This window comes from Flavobacterium sp. K5-23 (genome assembly GCF_023278045.1).
Taxonomy (GTDB): domain Bacteria; phylum Bacteroidota; class Bacteroidia; order Flavobacteriales; family Flavobacteriaceae; genus Flavobacterium.
The window spans coordinates 1207620-1224751 of record NZ_CP056783.1 but is presented as its reverse complement, the minus strand read 5'-3'; the positions used below and the strand labels follow the sequence as shown (position 1 = coordinate 1224751).

The 17132-nt window shown below is 33.2% G+C and carries 15 protein-coding genes and 1 tRNA gene; 13 read left to right on the top strand and 3 right to left on the bottom strand.

Annotated features, from left to right (window positions below; translation table 11 throughout):
* The first annotated feature begins 294 nt into the window (after positions 1-294).
* The 5 genes from FLAK523_RS05445 to FLAK523_RS05425 all read left to right on the top strand — a co-directional run bounded on the left by FLAK523_RS05445 (position 295) and on the right by FLAK523_RS05425 (position 4709).
* Positions 295-1671 carry a phage integrase SAM-like domain-containing protein gene (locus tag FLAK523_RS05445; protein WP_248907367.1) on the top strand — a complete coding sequence of 459 codons (1377 nt, stop codon included), beginning with the start codon at positions 295-297 and terminating at the stop codon, positions 1669-1671.
* Between the two features lie 88 nt (positions 1672-1759).
* On the top strand, positions 1760-2512 hold the full coding sequence (locus FLAK523_RS05440) for a hypothetical protein (protein WP_248907365.1): 753 nt from the start codon (positions 1760-1762) through the stop codon (positions 2510-2512).
* An 88-nt stretch (positions 2513-2600) separates the two neighbouring features.
* Positions 2601-2876, top strand: a complete 276-nt coding sequence (locus FLAK523_RS05435; RefSeq protein ID WP_248907363.1) for a helix-turn-helix domain-containing protein — start codon at positions 2601-2603, stop codon at positions 2874-2876.
* A 4-nt stretch (positions 2877-2880) separates the two neighbouring features.
* On the top strand, positions 2881-3303 hold the full coding sequence (locus FLAK523_RS05430; protein ID WP_248907361.1) for a hypothetical protein: 423 nt from the start codon (positions 2881-2883) through the stop codon (positions 3301-3303).
* 965 nt (positions 3304-4268) lie between these two features.
* Entirely contained in the window at positions 4269-4709 is a 441-nt protein-coding gene (locus tag FLAK523_RS05425; RefSeq protein WP_248907359.1) for a hypothetical protein, read from the top strand.
* Positions 4710-5610: 901 nt separating this feature from the next.
* Here the strand turns inward: FLAK523_RS05425 and FLAK523_RS05420 are convergent.
* Positions 5611-5692 (bottom strand) — tRNA-Leu (locus FLAK523_RS05420).
* 112 nt (positions 5693-5804) lie between these two features.
* On the opposite strand from FLAK523_RS05420, the gene FLAK523_RS05415 reads away from it, so the two are divergent.
* The 5 genes from FLAK523_RS05415 to FLAK523_RS05395 all read left to right on the top strand — a co-directional run bounded on the left by FLAK523_RS05415 (position 5805) and on the right by FLAK523_RS05395 (position 11364).
* Positions 5805-7193, top strand: coding sequence for a dipeptidase (locus tag FLAK523_RS05415; protein ID WP_248907357.1), 1389 nt, complete (start codon positions 5805-5807; stop codon positions 7191-7193).
* 160 nt (positions 7194-7353) lie between these two features.
* Positions 7354-8916, top strand: a complete 1563-nt coding sequence (locus FLAK523_RS05410) for an FAD-dependent oxidoreductase (RefSeq protein ID WP_248907354.1) — start codon at positions 7354-7356, stop codon at positions 8914-8916.
* Positions 8917-9090: 174 nt separating this feature from the next.
* A complete protein-coding gene (locus FLAK523_RS05405) occupies positions 9091-9522 on the top strand; it encodes a hypothetical protein (RefSeq protein WP_248907352.1) in 432 nt (143 codons plus the stop codon).
* Between the two features lie 16 nt (positions 9523-9538).
* Positions 9539-9913, top strand: a complete 375-nt coding sequence (locus FLAK523_RS05400) for a BlaI/MecI/CopY family transcriptional regulator (protein WP_248908051.1) — start codon at positions 9539-9541, stop codon at positions 9911-9913.
* Positions 9910-11364 (top strand): M56 family metallopeptidase, encoded by a 1455-nt coding sequence (locus FLAK523_RS05395; RefSeq protein ID WP_248907350.1) that lies wholly within the window; start codon positions 9910-9912, stop codon positions 11362-11364. The genes FLAK523_RS05400 and FLAK523_RS05395 overlap by 4 nt, the downstream gene beginning before the upstream one ends.
* A 72-nt stretch (positions 11365-11436) precedes the next feature.
* Here FLAK523_RS05395 and FLAK523_RS05390 read toward each other — a convergent pair whose 3' ends face one another.
* A complete protein-coding gene (locus FLAK523_RS05390) occupies positions 11437-12795 on the bottom strand; it encodes a saccharopine dehydrogenase family protein (protein ID WP_248907348.1) in 1359 nt (452 codons plus the stop codon).
* Between the two features lie 153 nt (positions 12796-12948).
* On the opposite strand from FLAK523_RS05390, the gene FLAK523_RS05385 reads away from it, so the two are divergent.
* The 3 genes from FLAK523_RS05385 to FLAK523_RS05375 all read left to right on the top strand — a co-directional run bounded on the left by FLAK523_RS05385 (position 12949) and on the right by FLAK523_RS05375 (position 16271).
* Complete coding sequence (locus FLAK523_RS05385; protein WP_248907346.1) at positions 12949-13335, top strand: DUF423 domain-containing protein; 387 nt, start codon at positions 12949-12951, stop codon at positions 13333-13335.
* A gap of 81 nt (positions 13336-13416) precedes the next feature.
* Positions 13417-15018 carry a phosphoenolpyruvate carboxykinase (ATP) gene (gene pckA, locus FLAK523_RS05380; protein ID WP_248907344.1) on the top strand — a complete coding sequence of 534 codons (1602 nt, stop codon included), beginning with the start codon at positions 13417-13419 and terminating at the stop codon, positions 15016-15018.
* A gap of 152 nt (positions 15019-15170) precedes the next feature.
* Positions 15171-16271: a DUF4407 domain-containing protein gene (locus FLAK523_RS05375; RefSeq protein WP_248907342.1), complete on the top strand. Its 1101-nt coding sequence runs from the start codon at positions 15171-15173 to the stop codon at positions 16269-16271.
* 119 nt (positions 16272-16390) lie between these two features.
* On the opposite strand, the gene FLAK523_RS05370 is transcribed toward FLAK523_RS05375, so the two are convergent.
* Entirely contained in the window at positions 16391-17101 is a 711-nt protein-coding gene (locus tag FLAK523_RS05370; RefSeq protein WP_248907341.1) for a PH domain-containing protein, read from the bottom strand.
* Positions 17102-17132: the final 31 nt, after the last annotated feature.

Genomic DNA, 17132 nt, shown 5'->3' with positions numbered 1-17132 from the left:
ACACTAATGTTTTGGGTTTCAATGTGCGGATAATAGGACTCGAACCTACACGCCTAAACACACAATCAGGCACTTTTGACAATCTCCCAAAAACACTACAAAAATAACTTAATAACTCAATAAATTCATGACTTAACAAGTTTTTTAATTAGTGCCTAACAATAGAACGAAATTGAATGAAATTGAATGAAAACTTAAAACGGTTGGGCAATGGTTGGGCAAGTTTGCGAAACGTATTACAAAAATCACTATATTTGAGTAGTTCAAAAGTTCAACCGTTCAAAAGTTCACAAAATGGCAACAGTACAATTCAGATTAAGAAGTAAGGCAAACAAAAACGTATCTATAAAAGTGCGCGTAACGTTAAGTAGAGGCAACGATTTAGAATTAAATACAGGGTTTACAATTAATCCAAAAGACTGGAGCAAAGACACCGACCGCCCAAAACAAAACAATACAGAAAACAAACTAATTTTTAGCAACCTCAAAAAATTAGACTCATTCATTTACAACAACCTCAACAAAGATTTAGGCAACAATGTTTTAATTGACTCGTTTTGGCTCGACTCTCAAATTAAAGATTGTTTTGAAAGAGTAGAAAAAACGGACTCAGGTTTATTGGTTAATCATATCCAGTACATAATAGACAATGCGAACACACGCAAAGTAAGAACAAACGGCGGGTTTAAAATTGGTTTGAGTAAGAGCACCATTAAAAACTATACCTTATTTAAAAACATCATTACAGAATATCAAAAGACCTCAAAAAAACAAATCCACTTTGTAGGCATTACAAAACCCTTTGTTGATAAATTTACGAACTGGTTAGTTAACATTAAAAACTACTCGACAAACTACTCAGGCAAACAATTAGAGATATTAAAAACTGTTTGCATAGACGCCGAAAAAAACGAAATTACTATAACACCCTACTCAAAGACAATACAACACTTTAGAGAGAGCGAAAACGACCGTTACATTCAAATTTTATCATTTGACGAACTCGATATTATCAAAAACATTGATTTTAATGATGAGGTACTACTTAAAAAATTTAAAATAGACAATCCCGAACTAACAAAGAACCTTGCAATTACAACAGACGCACTAAACAACGCCCGAAATTGGGTTTTGATTGGTTGTGAAATTGGGCAACGTGGCGGGGATTTACTGAAAATAAAAAACGAGAATATTAGACGTACTGCAAAAGGCATTTACATTGACATAGTACAACAGAAAACAAAAAAAAGTGTAACGGTTGGAATTATTGCCCCGCACGTTTTAGACATAGTAGAAAACAATTTACCCAAAGAGATACAACACCAAAAACTAAACGATTATGTAAAGGTTATTTGTAAACTGGCGGGCATTGTTGAGGTCGTAAAGGGCACAAAACTAAATACCGAAACCAACCGCAAAGAGTTAGGCAAATATCCAAAGTATGAACTAATTGCGAGTCATTGTTTTCGCCGAAGTTTCTGTACTAATTACTATAAAAAGATACCAACCGCCGTACTAATTGGCATTAGTGGACATTCCAAAGAATCTTTGTTTTTAACTTACATAAACAAAAGAGAAGACAAAGACGCCAACGCAGATTTATTTATGAAGTTTTACGAAGACCTCAACAAAGACAAAGAACCTCAATTAAGAATTGTTAGCAACGAATAAAGAATTATATTAGCTGAGGTTTAAAAGTTCAAATAAACCTATTTACAGTAAAAAACCGTTCAAAATAGTTTAATCAATACAGGCAAAAATGTTTAAAAACAAAAAAGACTTTTTAGATGAAGTTTACAATAGTGATAGATTAGAGAATAGAAGTAATTATTTAGTGTTCTCTGAATATGAACTTACATATTACATTAATTTAGTTGAACATTTAAAAGAATATGAAGACAACACTCAAAACTCATTTATTGAAAACGAAATTTTAAGTTTTAAAACCGCGCTCGAGGTTATTGAATATATTGAAAATTTAGAAGAATTTAAAAATGAAGATATAGAAACAACGTTTTCTAATGAGGAAGTAGTAATCAATTTTAAAAATCTGTTTTTTAAAAATAAAACTATTGATGAATTTAGAACAATTAAAGAAGTACGAGCATCTATTGAAAAGATATTATTGTTTTTAAATAATAAAAAAGCAAATCAATTTAACGAAAATGAAGTGTTTGTAATTCAAAACGACGTTAGCAAAGTTCAAAAAAAACAAAAACACGAAAACATATTTTGTAATAATGGTTTTGAACTGTTTGAGTATATTTTAAAGGAACACATTCGACCAGTAAACACAAAAGGACGTCAATCGGATTTAATATTTTACTATTGGAAAATGTATAATAATAAACCTCAATTCATACATCAACGACCAACAGAATTTTTTACTTGGTTTGATAAAGAATACTCAGAAACATCAGGGCAATTAAAAACGTACGATAATGTAAAAACTACTCCAAAAGAGGAAGATTTTTCGCTCGCATTAGACTGGTTTAAACTTCAAAACCATTAGAGTACCGTAAAAAGTACAACTATGTACTTCCCATAGTACGACCACATTTTAACCTTTGTATATCGAAATAATTTAAAACAAATTAGATATGCAAACAGTTCAATTCATTCAGTACAACGACCAACTTAAAAACGAAATTAACGAGGGCGTAAAAAATCAATTAGAGAATTTCTTTAAACTCTACCAACCAACACAACCAAAAGAGTATTTGACGCGTAAAAACGTAGCGGATATGTTTAGTGTTGATATTAGCACCGTTCACAACTGGTGCAAGTCAAAACGCCTCAATCCCTTAGGCATTGGTTCGCGTGTTTACTTTTTACGTTCAGAAGTAGAGGCAAGTTTACAATCTTTAAACGTGTAAACTTATGAACTCAACAGGCAATTTCACACCCGACTACATTCGACACACTTACAAAGTAACAAACGAATTAAAAAGTTATACCGTTTACGAGCTCTCAACCTCAGAGGGCAATGTAAATCTATTAACAGACATTCTCAGAATCGAACAATTTCAAGGCAAATCCAACGCCTCGAATATATCCGACTATTTAAGACTTCGCAATACTACCAACTGGAGCAAATGCGCAATGATTACAGGATTGAGAACAACTACAAAAGAGGGCGTTTTTTATGGGGATTGGTTAAGATTGAATAAATCACTAACCACTAAAAAGACCCTACTCGTTTTTACATTCTATAAAGACGAACAAACGTTACTTATAGACGTTTACAGGGACTTTTACCCTCACAACAACGTCTTACTTCAAAACATCATTTGCACCTATTAAAACAAACTAAAAGGCATAAAAAAAGGGGATTGTTCAAGTCCCCTTAATATTTGTTCAAAGTTCAGTTTTCAACAGGCATTGTAAAAAACCTAAACAAAGATAATCAATTGATTGACTTTATAAAAATAATAATTAAGGATTTCCAAACCTCTACTTTAGAGGCGAATCCCCTATTAGAATTTTTTGACAATATCAATTTATCTACTGGCGAAATTAAGACCACAAACCGCACAGGACAAACTATAACGCCCTATAAAAACGCGTTCTATAACAGTTTAGAGTTTAGGATTTACGATAACGGATTAACAACCCTCTCAGGCAGTCTACACAAGTACTGGAACAATGGCGCACACAATTACAACGACTTCAATTCTGACGCGTTTTTAGGCGTTTTGAAAGACTTAAAACAGAAATTCAATATAACACCCGAACATTGTATTTTGAAGTGTTTAGAGATAGGCGTTAACATAATCCCACCTATACCAACAAACCAATTTTTAGACTATTGTTTTCTACACAAAACAAAACCTTTTGAATATCAAAAAAATTCAGATGAGGGCAAATATAAACAGGTGCAACACTCTCAATATATTATAAAAATATACAATAAGGCACTACATTACAAGTCAAAAGGGTTCGAGATTGACACCGAAATATTACGGTTTGAGATTAAGTACACTAAAATGCAAAAACTAAACGAACGCGGGATTTATAATTTACAGGATTTAGCAAATTACGGTTTGCATAATTTCAAAGATGAGGTTTTAAATGAGTTCAACAATATACTTTTTTATGACAACACAATACAATCAAAAACTCGAAGTTTATCGAACTATAAAAACCCCCTTTATTGGATTGAACTATTAAATAATAAAACAAACGACCTCTTTAATTACCATAGAAACAACCTCAGAAAATTAACCTCAACAACCTCACAAAAAATACAATTTCAAACGTCCGAAATTATGAGTAAAAAGATTGATTTTCTAAATACCAATACTACGCAAAATGACCCTTTAATTATATTGTCAAAACACGTAGTCTTAACAAATGATAATATCGAAATAAATTCAAATAAAACGGACGAATCGGACACCTTAAAAAGAGAAACTATTGAAACAAAAAACATACTTTGTCAGGTAACTGGTTTTAATATTTCAATGCAAAAAGATAGTAGTATTTTATTAAGTCATACAGGTTTAAAATACTATTACAAAACAGACCGTAAAGTATTCGAGCAAATCAAAAGAACGTATCTAACTAAACAATGGTTTGAGTCAGATTTTGAAACGCAAATAAAAGAGATTGCACACAACATTAGAACCATTAAGAGCAACCAAAACAATAAACAAAACAGGATTTACCAACCCCAACAGGTTAATTTATTATCTTATTTAGGTTTATAATATTCTAAATATCACTAAAAGTGGGTATTGTACTAATGATTTTAATAATGTTATTTTGAGCCATAGGAAATTAAAATACCACCTAAAACAACTAACCCCCTAAAAGAGCATCCTAAACAGTTGCTCTTTTTTTATATTTTAATCCTATCAAGGTACTTATCTAACCGCGCACCTTGTTTGAAAGTCTGTTTGTAAAGGATTTTATTACAAAGAACTAAGACTTTAAATCAATAAAAAAGAAAGACTTTCGGTCAATAAAAAGAAAAAAGACATTTATTAAAAATATCGTACTATCTGACACGCGCGAACGATAGAATTAATTGAATTATATTAAATATTTCCCTATCTCTTACGCGTGTAAAGAATCATTAATAATCTTTTTTAATCTTTAAGTTTAAACATAACTTTTAACATTGATACTCATATCCGACTATCTGACTCAACTATAAAATCCATACAATACGCGCGCGTAGAATTATTAATGAATACTTTTTTGATTATTTGCCTATACGTTACACGTGCATAGAATCAATTAATTGAATTGTATTGATTATATCCCTATCTGACGCGCGTGTAATAATTAATTTTAGTCTAAAGTAGAGCGAAATAGACAAATCATACAGGAATAATTAATTAATTAATCTTTTTTAATTATCTAACTATCTATTAAACGACTGAAAACATTAATATTAAATACTTTTTTAATGTTTGATTAATCAGTTTTTTTCAAACCCATTCAAAAGACACAATATAAATTTAATCAATTAATATTTTAATTAATTCAGTTAACTGATTTATACTAAAAAAAAAGGGAGTTTTTGAAATGGTTGGGCAATGGTTGGGCAAGTTCTAAAAACAAAAAACGCAAACACCTATAAATAAAGGGTTTGCGTTTTAAAAGTGCGGATAATAGGACTCGAACCTACACGCCTTGCGGCACCAGATCCTAAGTCTGGCATGTCTACCAATTTCACCATATCCGCGTGCAATTGTGGGTGCAAATATAATCATTAGTTCTATATTTCAAAGCATTTTCGAAAAAAATTTTAAACTCTTTTTTTTGTAATTTTGAACTAGTAAAAACACAACTAAAATATGGACAATATAAAATCTTACGTTCAGGAAAACAAAGAACGTTTTATCAAAGAATTAATTGATTTATTAAAAATACCATCTGTGAGCGCTGACACAGCTTACTCTCAAGATGTTATCGACACTGCCGAAGCAGTAAAAGTAAGCTTGGAAAAAGCAGGTTGCGATAGTGTAGAAATTTGTGAAACCGCAGGTTATCCTATTGTTTACGGTGAAAAAATGATTGATCCGTCTTTGCCTACTATCCTTGTTTATGGACATTACGATGTTCAACCGGCTGATCCTATCGAACTTTGGACCTCTCCTCCATTCGAACCAGTTATTAAAACTACTGAAATTCATCCCGAAGGCGCAATTTTTGCTCGTGGCGCATGTGATGACAAAGGCCAAATGTACATGCACGTAAAAGCTTTTGAATACATGATTCAAAACAACAACTTGCCTTGTAACGTGAAATTCATGATTGAAGGTGAAGAAGAAGTTGGAAGTGTAAATCTTAAAACTTTTGTCGAAAACAATCACGAGAAATTAAAAAATGATGTGATTTTAATTTCCGATACAGGAATGATTTCTAATCAACAGCCATCTATCACAACTGGATTGCGTGGTTTAAGTTACGTGGAAGTGGAAGTTACAGGTCCTAATCGCGATTTACATTCAGGATTATATGGAGGAGCAGTTGCAAATCCTATAAATATTTTAGCAAAAATGATTGCTTCGCTTCATGACGAAAACAATCACATTACCATTCCAGGTTTCTATGATAATGTAGAAGAATTATCGCTGGAAGAAAGAGCAGAAATGGCCAAAGCGCCTTTCAATCTGGAAAAATATAAAAAAGCACTAGACCTTACCGACATTCATGGCGAAAAAGGATATACAACTAATGAAAGAAATTCCATCCGTCCAACGCTAGACGTCAATGGAATTTGGGGTGGATATATAGGTGAAGGTGCAAAAACAGTTATTGCGAGCCAGGCTTTTGCCAAAATCTCGATGCGTTTAGTCCCAAACCAAGACTGGGAACAAATTACCGAATTATTCACTAAGCATTTTGAAAGCATCGCCCCTGCTGGCGTTACAGTAAAAGTAAAACCGCATCATGGCGGACAAGGTTATGTGACTCCTATTGACAGCATTGGTTACAAAGCGGCAAATATGGCCTACACTGAAACTTTTGGCGTCCCTGCTATTCCTGTTCGTTCTGGAGGAAGTATTCCAATTGTTGCCTTATTCGAAAAAGAATTAAAAAGTAAAACGATATTAATGGGATTTGGATTGGACAGTGATGCCATTCACTCACCAAACGAACACTTCGGAATTTTCAATTACTTGAAAGGAATAGAAACAATTCCATTGTTTTATAAATATTTTGTGGAATTGAATAAATAATATTTCTACGAAAACTCATAAACCTAGTTTTATTTTTATCTATAGCATTTATTTTAGATAAAAAAACTAAATAAACTACGTTATCCTTAATAATCCGCTCCATCATGAGCGGATTTTTTTTGCTTTTTGTAAGTTTGCGCCCTGAAAGAAAAAAGCAAAAATGAAAAAGAATATTCTAATCGCAGGTGGCGGTTTTTCGGGACTATACAGTGCATTACAATTTAGTGAAAGAGGGTATAATGTTACCTTAATTGAAGCTTCTCCAGACCGATGGGGTGGCCGAATGGAAACCACCATAATGAATGGCTTTGTAACCGAATGGGGACCGATGCGATTTGAAACACAACTCCAACCCAAATTTGGAAAACTAATAGCCGACTTAAAGATTGAAATGCTTCCATTTACGGGACCTAAAGCAAATCCATCACGATTTCCACAATACGACTTACCGCTACAGGAACAAAATCTGGATTCCCTGTCTTTATTGCGCCGAGGCGTTTTACTGATGATGGGAAAAAACCCGACCGATCCAATGGACTACCGTTGTCAAAAATGGATTGATAGCCTTACGGAAGATGACTTTCGCCTTATGCGTAAAGAAGCAACCTTAAATGGTGTGCCAATGTGGAATATTGGATTCTGGAATGCGCTGAGTGAAGACGGAATATTGACTCACCAAGCCTTAATGAAAATACGTGATAACGGAACTTTTTACCACATGATTCCTGATAATCTAAATGCTATCGAATGGGCAATCTGGTGGTTGAGAGCTTTTAAATCAGAGGGGCAAATATTGGCAACCATCAAAAAAGGAACCGAAGAAATCACCATTCAAATGTTGAAAAAACTGAATGAAAGACCAAACGTTACCTTGATTAATGACGCAAAAATTATTTCATTTAAAGACGATAATGACTTAGTGTCTATTGATTACTTAAAGAATGAGCAAATCATCAACACAACGGCTGATCATTTGCTATTAGCTATGCCACAGCATCCGCTAAAAAAATTAACAGCTTCTCTACCTAAAGACATTGGCAAGTTATTGGATACCGTAAACGGTTTTGCAATGACCAAAATCTTTTTTGTATTAGACAAACCTTGGTGGGGCTATGAGCAATCGCCACAAGCAAGGGCCAACAGAATGCCTACAAGAGAGATTCACTACTTTAGGCGTCCCAAAACGAATGACACTGATGGTTACGGAATGATTCTTTTGTATACCGATCGTCCTGCAACTGAATTTTGGAATTATTTTATTGAAGACAAGGAAAAACACGATCGTGCCGAAATCAACAATAACGACGAGATCAAATCACAGTTTGCTAATTTCCTTTCTAAAGAAGTATATCGTTCTCTTCAAGGGAATGAAGCCATGTCTAAAAAAGGATTGAAATTAACAAAGGAGGCTTTAATGTTATATTCTAATATGACTCTAAACGAAATCAAGGTAGACATCTTTGCATCTATAGTTTCTTACGGAATACGCGATTGGTCTTGTACACCTTACGGCGCAGGAAACCATTGCTGGAGACCGGGTGTGAAATCATGGGAAGTCCAGGAAAAATTCAAAGGCTTTTCATTGAATGAAGGCAAGAAAAATGTTCACATCATAGGTGAAGCGTATTCAGACTATACCGGTTTTATAGAAGGAGCCATTAACTCATCAGACTGGGCTCTCGAATTCATAACAGGCGAAAAAATGACCGTAAACATCACTTAAATAATTATTTAAAAATATCAAAACAAAACAGGGACGCCAGCTTTATAAGTTGGCGTCCCTGTTTTATGCCTAAAAATGAAATGTTTATAAATTAATTAATAAAATTCTTGCGCATATCAATATTATCTCTACATTTGTAGAGCAACATCTATTCTTGTAGAACAAATGAATTATATGCGCTATACAATTATTTCATTACTAGGAATATTAATACTGTTTTCTTGCAAGAGCAAACCCATTAATCAAACCATCGCTAAAAAAAGAGAAGGGCTTTGGATAGAAAAATACTCCATAGACAGTGCCAATTATAAATCAATTGGAAAGTATTATAAAGATGACCCAATTAAAAAATGGCGTTATTATTTAGACGGGAAAATTATTAAAAAAGAAAAATACACGCAGAACAATTGCAGAACAAAATTCTATCATAAAAACGGAAAAATACAATCTAGAGGAAAAACAAAACTAGATACTAGTGCTAAATATGCACATTGGTTTTACACAGGGAAATGGAATTATTACAATGAAAAAGGGAAAATAACAAAGATGCGCAATTATGATAATGGCGAATTGATCTCTGAAATTGACAAAACAAATGGGAATTAACATAACACATAAAAAGATGCAACAACTCACTAACTCCGAAGAACAGTTAATGGAACACCTTTGGAAACTTGAAAAGGCCTTTATGAAAGATTTACTAGAAGCTTATTCAGACCCAAAGCCAAAAACAACTACTGTCGCAACATTATTAAAAAGAATGATAGACAAGCAGTTTGTTGCTTACAATGAATTTGGAAATTCACGTGAATATTATCCATTGGTAAAAAAAACAGACTATTTCTCGAAGCATGTCAACGGATTAATTAGTAATTTTTTCAATAATTCAGCTTCACAATTTGCTTCTTTCTTTACTACCGAAACTAATCTTTCGGCCAAGGAATTAGAAGACCTTAGAAAAATAATAGACGATGAAATCCAAAAAAAGAAAAAATGATAGACTTTCTTATTAAATCGACACTTTCCTTAACTATACTATTAGCGGTATATCATGTAGTATTGGAAAAAGAAAAAATGCATCAATTCAATCGGTTTTACCTTTTGTTTTGCATCGTTTTTTCATTCAGCATTCCATTTATAACTATTGAGATAATTCAGGAATCGCTAAACCCTTTATTAGGGAATACAACAATATTACCTGGAGAAGCCACAACAACAATCATAGAAGAATCGACTGATTATTGGCTAATAACTCTTTGGAGTCTTTATAGCATTGTAACCTTGGCTTTAACTATCCGGTTTGGAAGAAACATCTGGAAACTAACATCCAGAATAAAATCAAATCCTGTTGTTGAATATAAAAACTCCAAATTAGTTTTAGTAAAAGAGAAAATTTTGCCCCATACTTTTTTGAATACGATATTCATTAATGAAACTGATTACCGTAACAGAAAAATTGAAGCGGAATTGTATACCCATGAATTAATTCATGTAACCCAAAAACACACATTGGATATCTTGTTTATCGAAACTCTAAAGGTGTTGTTTTGGTTCAACCCTATCTTTATATTATACAAAAAAGCAATACAACTCAACCACGAATTCCTTGCAGATGAAAAGGTTGTGAAATCCTATAACAATGTTCCGTTTTACCAGAATTTATTATTATCAGTGGCAAACGTGAACTCAAACTATTACTTGGCCAGTAATTTAAACTATTCAATAACTAAAAAAAGATTAATTATGATGACAAAAACCACTTCGGCATCTAGAGCAATACTAAAGAAATTAGTATTACTGCCTTTATTTTCAGGCATTTTACTCTTTTCTTGCTCAAAAACTGTAGAGAAAGAAAAGACAGCAGAAACTACAATTACAGGAATGGAGAAGTATTTCGAAAACACAACCTTTCTAATTAAGGATGATAAAGGAAATATTATTGCAGATAAAAAATTCAGTGAACTTACAAGTGAAGAAAAGAAAAACGTCCCTCCTCCTCCTCCACCTCCACCTCCTGCACCAAATAACCCTCAAGAAACCAGCAGGCAACTTGAAGATCAAAAAAATGCGGTAGGACCAAAATATGCTGAGATAAGTGTTAGAGCCATAACCACAATAAAGGTTAAGAAAAACACAATTCACAATACCGCAGCGGTTACTGAAAAACCAACTTTCCCCGGTGGAATGGACAAATTCTACGACTTCGTGGCTAAAAATTACAAAGCTCCATCATCACCCAATTTAAAAGGAAAAGTGTACCTAACCTTTATAGTCGAAAAAGACGGCGCCCTTTCTGAATTTAAAGTCCTTAGAGACATTGGTTATGGCACGGGAGAAGAAGCAGTTCGCGTTTTAAAACTATCCCCTAAATGGATCCCAGGTACTGTTGGCAATAAATCTGTAAGAGTATTATACAGCTTACCTATCACTATACAAACAGCAAAATAAGACTTAGTATAAACGACATATCCGCCTCGTAAGAAGCGGATATGTCTAACTAAAAAATAAATAATACTACTTTTAACCTTGTTTATAACCTATATAAGGCATCGATTGTTCTTTAAAAACAACTCCATACTCTTCTAATTCTTCTAGAATAGGCAAATACACTTCTTTATTAATGGGAAGTTGAACCCCTGGCGTTTTAATCTTACCATTTAGAATTTGCAATGTAGCCATAGCTACTGGTAAACCAACCGTTTTCGCCATAGCAGTGTAAGTTTGATCGTCACCAATACAAACCATTTTTGAATCAATTTGCATTTTCACACCATCTAATTCATATCCGAATTTATGGTACATTACAATCATATCTTTATCATCTTCTTGAAGTGTCCATTTATCACTTAGAATTTTCTCAAGGATTTGAGCAGGAGTAGCATTTTTCATACCCACTTTTTTATCTCTACTAAACAAGTCTAATTCTAAAAGTTTGTCCCACATGATATCATCTTGATCAATTTTAAGAATCAATCGCGTTTTAATTTCAACAGAATCCGTTGGGTGATAGGGCAAAAATGAATTTGTAAATTGACGATAGGTCATGTTTTCAGAACCTTCTAATACATAAGTGTCATCAGTCATTCCTAATTGTACAAACATATTCCAAGCTTTAGAAAATCCTACACGACGAATTGTACCTCTATATAATGTTTGAACTTTATCAAGACCATATACACTTCTATATTTTAGGGAATCTCTATTCGAATATGCTTCAAAACGACCATAATCTTCAACATCCAGGAATTCAGTTCTACGAAACAAATTACAATACGGAATATACTTGTATGCACCTTCCTGAATAAACATAGCAGCACCACCTTGTCCAGCCAAAACGACATTACGAGGAGCCCATGTGAATTTATAATTCCAAAGATTCGTGTCTGATTCCGGAGCAACTAGCCCTCCACAAAAAGATTCAAACAACAGCATTTTACCTCCTTTATCTCTTATTTCATCTATAACTTTCATGGCACTCATATGGTCAACCCCTGGATCAAGACCAATTTCATTCATGAAAACTAAATTGTTCTCTTTTACAGCTGCATCTAATTCTTGCATTTCATCACTTACATACGAAGCTGTAACTAAACTTTTCTTGCAAACAACACAATCTCTTGCTACCTCAATATGCATGTGCGCAGGCAACATTGAAATCACGATATCAGCTTTTTGAATTGCTTCTTTACGTTGAACGTCATTGAATATATCAAGCGCTATCGCAGTTGCATTAGGGTGATTGTTTGTCTTTTTTTCAGCTAAAGCCAAAGACAAATCTCCTATTATTAGATGTAATTTCTCTTTTTCTGATTTACCTAGAAGATATTGTATCAATGAAGAGGCTGATCTTCCTGCTCCAATTATTAAAATGACTCTCATATTGTTTTGTATAAATATAACACAAATATATATATTTGTTGTATTTATAACAATTGTTAGTTGTTAAATATTCGAAAAAAAAATTAACATTTAAATTCGTTTTTAAATTGAAATCGTTTAGGATACTTTTGTAAATAATTAAAGACAATCAAAATGGATAAAAAAACAGTTACTACAGGAGCCCTTTTTGGGATGATAGCCATAATACTTGGTGCTTTTGGTGCGCATGCCCTAAAAAAAGTACTGCCAGCAGAACAACTTTTAACTTTTGAAACAGGTGTGCGCTATCAAATGTATCACGCTTTGTTTTTAATCTTAATTGGAACAACAAGCATTATTTCAGAAAAAATCAAGAAAACGATATACAATTTAGTGCTTTTTGGCGTTATTTTATTTTCAGGATCCATTTATTTATTGGCTACAAATAACATCAGCCAATTTGATTTTAAAGTCATCGGATTTATAACTCCTATCGGCGGACTACTGTTAATACTAGCTTGGGGAATATTATTTTATGATTTCATAAAGAAAAAATCATAAAAAAAAGAGATAATTAAACCTATCTTAAATATAATCTCTACTTTTGTGCCCAATAAATTAAACTACACAATAATTAATTTTATGAATAATAACACACCGTTTACGCAATCGATTTCGCTTAATGAGCTTGGAATTGAAAACGCAAAGATTCATTACCAATTATCAGCCGACGAATTACACGATATGACCATACAATCAGGTCAAGGAATTGAAAACTCGACTGGAGCATTAGCCATTAACACTGGCGAATTCACAGGTCGTTCTCCTCTTGATCGATTTATTGTAAAAGATAGCATTACTGAAGACAAAGTTTGGTGGGGGAAAGTAAACCTTGCTTTCGAGCCTAAAGCTTTTGACGCCTTATACAATAAAGTAACAAACTATTTATCTAACAAAGAAGTATTTGTTAGAGATTCTTACGTATGTGCTGATCCAAATTACAGATTAAATGTACGTGTAGTAACCGAAACAGCTTGGGCAAATTTATTTTGTTTCAATATGTTTTTGAGACCAGAAATACAAGAACTGGCAGACTTCACTCCTGAATGGACTGTCATATGCGCTCCGGGTTTTATTGCAAATCCTGAAGTAGACGCAACCCGTCAAGGTAACTTTGCTATTTTAGATTTCACAAAAAAAGTAGCGCTAATAGGTGGAACTGGTTATACAGGTGAAATGAAAAAAGGAATTTTTTCTGCTTTAAATTTCATCCTTCCTGTTGACAAAAACACTTTGCCAATGCACTGTAGTGCTAATGTAGGTGATGAAGGTGATACAGCTATATTCTTTGGATTGTCTGGAACTGGTAAAACAACTTTATCTGCAGATCCTAAAAGAAAATTGATAGGTGATGACGAACACGGTTGGACAAATGAAAATACGGTTTTCAATTTTGAAGGAGGATGTTACGCAAAAGTGATCAATCTTTCGGAAGAGAATGAACCAGATATTTTTAGAGCGATTAAAAAAGGTGCTATTTTAGAAAACGTAGTTTTCAAAAAAGGAACTAATGAAGTTGATTTTGAAGATGTTTCAATCACTCCAAACACAAGAGTTAGTTACCCAATATACCATATTGACAACATTCAGCCAGGTTCAATAGGAAATAATCCTAAAAACATTTTCTTCCTTACTGCTGATGCTTACGGAATTTTGCCTCCTATTTCAAGATTGACACCAGGTCAAGCAGCTTACCACTTTATTTCTGGATACACAGCGAAAGTTGCCGGAACCGAAGCTGGAGTTACAGAGCCACAACCTAATTTCTCAGCTTGTTTTGGAGCGCCATTTATGCCTTTACATCCTACAAAATATGCAGAGATGTTAAGTAAAAAAATAAAAGATGCCAATGTAAAAGTTTGGTTAATCAACACAGGATGGACTGGCGGACCTTACGGTACTGGTAGCAGAATGAAATTAAAATACACTCGTGCCATGATTACTGCCGCATTAAACGGTGAGTTAAACGATGTCGAATATAAAAACCATGCAGTATTTGGAATTTCAATTCCACAATCTTGTCCAGAGGTTCCTGCAGAGATTTTAAATCCAAGAAACACTTGGGCTGACAAAGAGATGTATGATATTAAATCTTCAGAGCTTGGTCAAAAATTCAAGGCTAACTTTGCAAAATTTGAAGAATTTGCCAATGCCGAAATTATGGCGGGTGCACCTCAAGCATAAGTTAATTATAATTCAATAATCAAAAAGAGCTGTTCTAACGAACGGCTCTTTTTGTATTATACAACTCCCTAAACAAAAACATATCAGCATTTTACAACATAATTGATTTTTTGGCGTTAAATTTGCAAACATCAATCAAATCATAATCAATCATGTTAAAACAATTTTTCATTGTTTGCTCTGGAGCAGACAAAAACATCCTTGAAGGATGCTCCGAGGGAGAACAAACGAAATACGTAGGAATAGGCGCTACCGTTTTTTTTACAGCTGTAATGGCTTTTATCGCCAGTTCTTACGCCCTATTCACAGTTTTTGACAACATTATCCCTGCTTTACTTTTTGGGTTTGTATGGAGTTTACTTATCTTTAATCTTGATCGTTTCATCGTTTCTACCATTCGAAAAAGAGAAAAAATAGGCAGCGAATTACTTCAAGCCACACCTCGAATAATACTGGCAATTATAATTGCTATAGTAATCTCAAAACCACTAGAGATTAAAATATTTGAGAAAGAAATCAACACCGTTTTATTGAAAGAGAAAAACGCAATGGCTTTGAATAACAAGAAAGAATTGGGTAATTATTTCAAATCGGATTTAGACAAAAACAAGTCGGAAATCGATAGTTTAAAGTCGGAAATGAGTAAAAAGGAAAAAGAAGTCAACTCCTACTACGAAACATACATAGCGGAAGCAGAAGGAACCTCCGGAACAAAAAAATTAGGTAAAGGCCCCGTTTTTAAAGAAAAAATAGCCAAGCACGATTTAGCCAAAAAAGAGTTTGATACTTTACAAAAAAACAATCTAGCCAAAATTGCTGAAAAAGAACTTAAAGGAAAAACACTACAGGCTGATTTAGACAAAAAAATAACGGAAACCCAACCAATTATTGATGGTTTTGACGGTTTAATGGCACGTATTAATGCCTTAAACAAGCTGCCTTGGATTCCTTCCTTCTTTATTATGTTATTATTTCTAGCAATAGAAACGTCTCCGATTATAGCCAAATTACTTTCGCCTAAAGGGGAATACGATTTCAAGTTGGAAGATTTAGAAACCGCATTAAAAGCAAGCTTGAAACAGGACAAATACCAAAGACACTTGTTAGTTAAAACAAGTGCATCTATGCATGACAAGGTTTACGAAGAAATATCACAGGACAGGAAACTACATGATTTACAGCGTCAAAAAGCAACTGAATTACTGGAGTTGCAAGCACATAATTTTGTAGAAAAACAAAAGAGAACGCTTTAGTCAAAAGCCTAAAGTCATAAAGTCAAAAAAGATAGTGTTCTATCGGCTATATAACAAAACCCGACAACTTTAAAAATTGTCGGGTTTTCTATTTTAATCTTGGCGAAATATAATTTAACCTACATATGACTTAAAATCTCCTTTTTATAAGCATCATATTCTCCTTGTAGAATCAAGCCATTATCTAATAGCTTTTTGTAATTCTGTAATTTTTCAAAAAGTTCATCTTGCGACAATTCACTTAATGATTTATCTTTTGAAGTTTCCGGAGAGTCATTATATTGCTGGTTTTCGGCACTATAATCAGTTTGAGAAACAGTAATTATTTCAGCGAAATTAGTCACTTCTTCCGTTTCCATTTCTTCTATTTCTTCTATTTCTAGAATTTGCGTTTCAACAATTTCTTCAGCTACAACAGTATTCAAGACACTTCCGGATTTTATTACATCCATTTGTTCTTTTGCAAAAGTATAAAGTTTTCTAGCCTGGGTTTTTGGAATATAGTCAATTGAAATAGTTAATTCACTCTTGGTGGAAAATGAAAATTCAGATCCTAATATATTTTCTTTAACAAAAGCTGCAGCTACATCTTCCCAATCATAATCGACAAAATCCATTGACAATCCCAAATTTTTAGGTTTGCATAAAATAATTCGTTTATTGGTTAAAACAATACTATCTGGAAAAACGGTAATAGCAGGTTTTTTTTGAACACCTATATAACCCACTTCTTCATTTTTCATCAACAAATCCTGTAGTTTCGCTGTGATTTTCTCAATTGATTTAGGATCCTGGTCTTCGTTTAAAAATTTCTTAAATTGTTCTTTCATAATTAATTGAGACTAACTATCTCCATTTTTT

What these genes read in the sequence shown, in the direction of transcription:
- FLAK523_RS05425 (WP_248907359.1), top strand. Translation starts at nt 4,269, where the DNA reads ATGAGTAAAAAGATTGATTTTCTAAATACCAATACTACGCAAAATGAC.
- FLAK523_RS05435 (WP_248907363.1), top strand. Translation starts at nt 2,601, where the DNA reads ATGCAAACAGTTCAATTCATTCAGTACAACGACCAACTTAAAAACGAA.
- pckA (WP_248907344.1), top strand. Translation starts at nt 13,417, where the DNA reads ATGAATAATAACACACCGTTTACGCAATCGATTTCGCTTAATGAGCTT.
- FLAK523_RS05395 (WP_248907350.1), top strand. Translation starts at nt 9,910, where the DNA reads ATGATAGACTTTCTTATTAAATCGACACTTTCCTTAACTATACTATTA.
- FLAK523_RS05430 (WP_248907361.1), top strand. Translation starts at nt 2,881, where the DNA reads ATGAACTCAACAGGCAATTTCACACCCGACTACATTCGACACACTTAC.
- FLAK523_RS05440 (WP_248907365.1), top strand. Translation starts at nt 1,760, where the DNA reads ATGTTTAAAAACAAAAAAGACTTTTTAGATGAAGTTTACAATAGTGAT.
- FLAK523_RS05405 (WP_248907352.1), top strand. Translation starts at nt 9,091, where the DNA reads ATGCGCTATACAATTATTTCATTACTAGGAATATTAATACTGTTTTCT.
- FLAK523_RS05415 (WP_248907357.1), top strand. Translation starts at nt 5,805, where the DNA reads ATGGACAATATAAAATCTTACGTTCAGGAAAACAAAGAACGTTTTATC.
- FLAK523_RS05410 (WP_248907354.1), top strand. Translation starts at nt 7,354, where the DNA reads ATGAAAAAGAATATTCTAATCGCAGGTGGCGGTTTTTCGGGACTATAC.
- FLAK523_RS05370 (WP_248907341.1), bottom strand. Translation starts at nt 17,101, where the DNA reads ATGAAAGAACAATTTAAGAAATTTTTAAACGAAGACCAGGATCCTAAA.
- FLAK523_RS05390 (WP_248907348.1), bottom strand. Translation starts at nt 12,795, where the DNA reads ATGAGAGTCATTTTAATAATTGGAGCAGGAAGATCAGCCTCTTCATTG.
- FLAK523_RS05385 (WP_248907346.1), top strand. Translation starts at nt 12,949, where the DNA reads ATGGATAAAAAAACAGTTACTACAGGAGCCCTTTTTGGGATGATAGCC.
- FLAK523_RS05445 (WP_248907367.1), top strand. Translation starts at nt 295, where the DNA reads ATGGCAACAGTACAATTCAGATTAAGAAGTAAGGCAAACAAAAACGTA.
- FLAK523_RS05400 (WP_248908051.1), top strand. Translation starts at nt 9,539, where the DNA reads ATGCAACAACTCACTAACTCCGAAGAACAGTTAATGGAACACCTTTGG.
- FLAK523_RS05375 (WP_248907342.1), top strand. Translation starts at nt 15,171, where the DNA reads ATGTTAAAACAATTTTTCATTGTTTGCTCTGGAGCAGACAAAAACATC.